Source organism: Mycobacterium angelicum, assembly GCF_002086155.1.
Lineage (GTDB): Bacteria > Actinomycetota > Actinomycetes > Mycobacteriales > Mycobacteriaceae > Mycobacterium > Mycobacterium angelicum.
Window position 1 is genome coordinate 1 of sequence record NZ_MVHE01000147.1, and the last position, 3,546, is coordinate 3,546.

General features: G+C 64.0%; 3 protein-coding genes. 2 read left to right on the top strand and 1 reads right to left on the bottom strand.

Annotation, left to right across the window (positions count from 1 at the left end; all coding sequences use genetic code 11):
- Positions 1-1,027, bottom strand: a 1,027-nt coding sequence (locus BST12_RS28525; RefSeq protein WP_245850615.1) for an adenylate/guanylate cyclase domain-containing protein, incomplete at its 3' end; no start/stop codon positions are given.
- Positions 1,028-1,458: 431 nt separating this feature from the next.
- Between BST12_RS28525 and BST12_RS28530 the strand changes: the two genes are divergently transcribed.
- Both BST12_RS28530 and BST12_RS28535 read left to right on the top strand, forming a co-directional pair.
- On the top strand, positions 1,459-3,198 hold the full coding sequence (locus tag BST12_RS28530; protein WP_083116502.1) for a patatin-like phospholipase family protein: 1,740 nt from the start codon (positions 1,459-1,461) through the stop codon (positions 3,196-3,198).
- A 76-nt stretch (positions 3,199-3,274) separates the two neighbouring features.
- The coding region (locus BST12_RS28535; RefSeq protein WP_139802024.1) for a DUF222 domain-containing protein at positions 3,275-3,546 on the top strand (272 nt) is incomplete at its 3' end.

Below are 3,546 nucleotides of genomic sequence, written 5' to 3' on the forward strand. Positions count from 1 at the left end.
AGCGGGGGCCGGGGATGGGGTTTTCAGCGGTTGGATAGTGATTTCCTTCCGAGTCGTAGGGCATCCGGCCGCTCACCGGGAAAACCATCTCGGTCCCGCTGCGGCCCTTGAGCTCGACGTGTTCGCCAGTGCCCCAACGGAAGCGCGACTCGACGATGCGCCGCACCCCACTGGTCACCATCACCGATGCCCGCCCTTGACGGCCGGCAAGCCCCGCCAAACGGAACGCCACATTGGTCGAGTCGCCGATCACCGCCTCGACCGATCTCGTCATTGCGGCCAGCGCGGCCATGCCCTGCACCACACCCCATCCCATCCGGATCGGCGATCCGTCCGGGCTGCGCAGTGGCAATTGGGGCGCCAGCTCGTCGACTCGCTGATTCGCGGCCAGCGCGAAATCGATCGCCCGCTCCGAAGCTTCCTTGAACCTGCGCGCCTCCCAGATCGCGAAGATCGCATCGCCGGCATAGTGGTTGAGCGTGCCGTGATAGGCCTGCAGAACTTCGCCCACCTCACTCCACAGTGTGTGCAGGCTCTTCGCGATCACGGTTTCCTCGGTCACCTGGGAGATGGTCGAGTAGTTGATGATGTCGCCGACCACCATGACCAGGGCGGCCTGGCTGATGCGCGTCCGCGTGGGCTGCATAGGGGTGGCTTGATGGGCAGCCGCGAACCGCTGCGACCGGAATTCCAGTGTTATGTCACCGATCTGAATTTCATCGCCAGGCTGGATTGGACATGGCACCGCGCGGGCTATTCGCATGCCGTTGAGCAACGTGCCATTGGTGCTGGTGTCGATGACGAACGCCTGATCGTTCGCGGCGTCCAACCGCACCTCGAGATGGGTGCGCGAAATTTCGGGATGGGGGATCACCAGGCTGCGCGACTTGCTGATCCCGCCGCACTCGCGGCCCACGAACAGCTGATCGAAGATCGGCACCTGCCGTTCGGAGCCGTCGTCGTCGATGACGAGGTAGCCCAGTGCCTTGCTGTGCTGGCTGCCCGCTGCCTCGGTGGAGGGAGTCATGATCGCAGCGCTGCTAGCGGGCGCTTGGCGCCGGGCTAATCCGCTGCTCCATTGCGGTCACGGCGATCCTTCGTAGCGGCTGTTGGTGACGATGGGCACATTACCGGCTGCCCATCCCTGCGGCCACAGTCTTGTTGAAAAAATATCCCCGGGTTATTGGAAAGTGATAAACGTTAGCGGCACGGCCTTTCCGGCTGGGTGGCTATATCATCGAGTTCACTTGTAAGACAACGGTATTCGCTCTACCGCCGATGCCCCCGACGCCCCCGATCCTGGGTTGCTGCGATGACGACTCCGGGCGGCGTTCACGATGCGGCGATCGCACTCGTCAACGAACCTCTCGGCCGCTGCCCGATCCAGCAGATAAGCTCCTGACGGACATTTCAAGCCTTGGCAGCGCGGCAGAGGGGCCAGTATGCGTTCAGCGAACCATGAGCGCTAACCGCCAGGGGCGTGCGGCGGACGCACGCAGCGTCCTGCGCAGCGTTCCGATGCTGGCCGACATCGACGACCACCAGCTCGATCGACTCTCAATGGCGGTCGAGCGCCAGCCGATCCGCGCCAATCACTGGCTATTTCAACTAGGCGATCCCTCAGACGCCATCTACGTGGTCGATACTGGGCGATTCGCCGCCGTCAGCGCCGATGGACAGGTCATTCGCGAGATGGCGTCCGGTGATTCCATCGGCGACCTGGGTGTGATCTCCGGGGAACCACGCTCGGCCGGGGTGCGGGCGCTGCGCGACGGCGTGGTGTGGCGGATCGCCACCGAGACGTTCACCTCGGTGCTGCAGACGACGCCACAACTGCAGTCGGCGATGCTGCGAGCACTGGCAAGGATGTTGCGCGAGTCCCGATCTGCGCAGGTCTCTCAGGCCCGCAGGGTGGTGGGAATCGTTTCGACCGGAAACGCCGTCGCGGCCCGGATTGTCGACGCGATCGCAACCCGGCTAGGGGCATACGGGAAGACGGCAGTTTTGGCGCCGCCCGTCGAGACAACCGCGGCCGTCGACGATTACGCCGAACTCATCGAGTCGTTCAACGAAAGTCTGGACGCCGCGGAGCGCAGTAGCGATTGGGTGCTCCTGGTCGCCGACCGCGGGTCAGGCGAGCTTTGGCGCCAGTATGTGCTCGCCCAAAGCGACCGGCTCGTGGTTCTGGTCAACCAGCGCCGCCCGCCAAAAGCATTGGAACGACCCGCCATTGAGGTGCCGCTGCACCTGATAACCACCACTCAGCCCGACCCGAGTTGGTGGGATCTGCTGGACCCGGTATCGCATCACGGCGCCGACAACGACGGCCTCGCCTCTCTTGCGCGCAGAATCGCCGGCCGTTCACTCGGTCTGGTGCTGGCCGGTGGCGGCGCCCGGGGGCTGGCTCACTTCGGGGTCTTTGAAGAACTGACTCGCGCCGGCGTCGTGATCGACCGGTTTGGCGGAACCAGTGCCGGAGCTATCGCCGCCGCGAGCTTCGCGATGGGAATGACTCCCTCGGAGGCGACGGCCGCGGCGCGCGAATACATGGCGAAGACAAGTCCGCTTGGCGACTACACGCTTCCCGCGGTGGCGCTCACCCGGGGTGGGCGGGTCAGCCGGCTGTTGGGCGAATTCTTCGGCGACACACTGATTGAGCATCTGCCCAAAGAATTCTTCTCGGTCTCCGCGGACATGATCAGCGGTGAACAGGTCATCCATCGACGGGGACGCCTTGGGCTGGCCGTGCGGGCCTCGATCTCGATTCCGGGACTCATCCCACCGGTGCAGCACGGCGAGCAGCTGCTGATCGACGGCGGACTGTTGAACAACCTTCCGGCCGACGTCATGTGCGAAGACCGCGATGGCGAAGTGATCTGTGTCGATTTGCGCAGTTACTATGTGCCGTCAAAGCATTTCGGTCCGCTGCCCTCGATTCTGCAGCCGCCTGGCATCATCCGGCGTCTGGTAACGGGCACCGATCTCGCCCTTCCGCCGCTGCAAGAGACCTTGCTTCGGACCGTTGATCTCGCGGCATCCAAAGGGGATTTGCGTCAGCTGCCCCGCATCGCCTGCATTGTGGAGCCAGACGTCACGGCGATCAATCCATTGGACTTCAAGAAGATCGATCCCGCGCTGGAGGCGGGGCGGATCGCGACTCGTAAAGCCCTCGAAGCACATCCGGAACTCGTCAACTGAAATCCCTTGCGCCACTTTTGTTTCAGCGGTTTCAGCGAAGGGCTTTTTGTCGGTGGGTGCTCATAGTATTCGGGGCATGGGTTCGAGTACGCGTGAGGAGATCGTCGAGGCCTTCGATGTCCTCGACCATGGGCTGGATCTCGTGTGCGGCTTGACCTTTGACACGCTGACCACACCGGAGTTGCTGCGGGCGCTGCAGCGTCTGGAACGGGTCGCGCGCCGGCTGCCGGTGCCCGGGCATATCTTGATCAACCAGGTCGGCGAGCAATCCTGCGAGGAGGAACTCGGCGGCACGTTGCGGGTGGCGCTAGCCGACCGGTTGCGGATTACCAGGGCCGAGGCCGGCCG

Excerpts from the sequence above, each read along its gene's own strand:
- BST12_RS28530 (WP_083116502.1), top strand. The coding sequence starts at position 1,459 with ATGAGCGCTAACCGCCAGGGGCGTGCGGCGGACGCACGCAGCGTCCTG.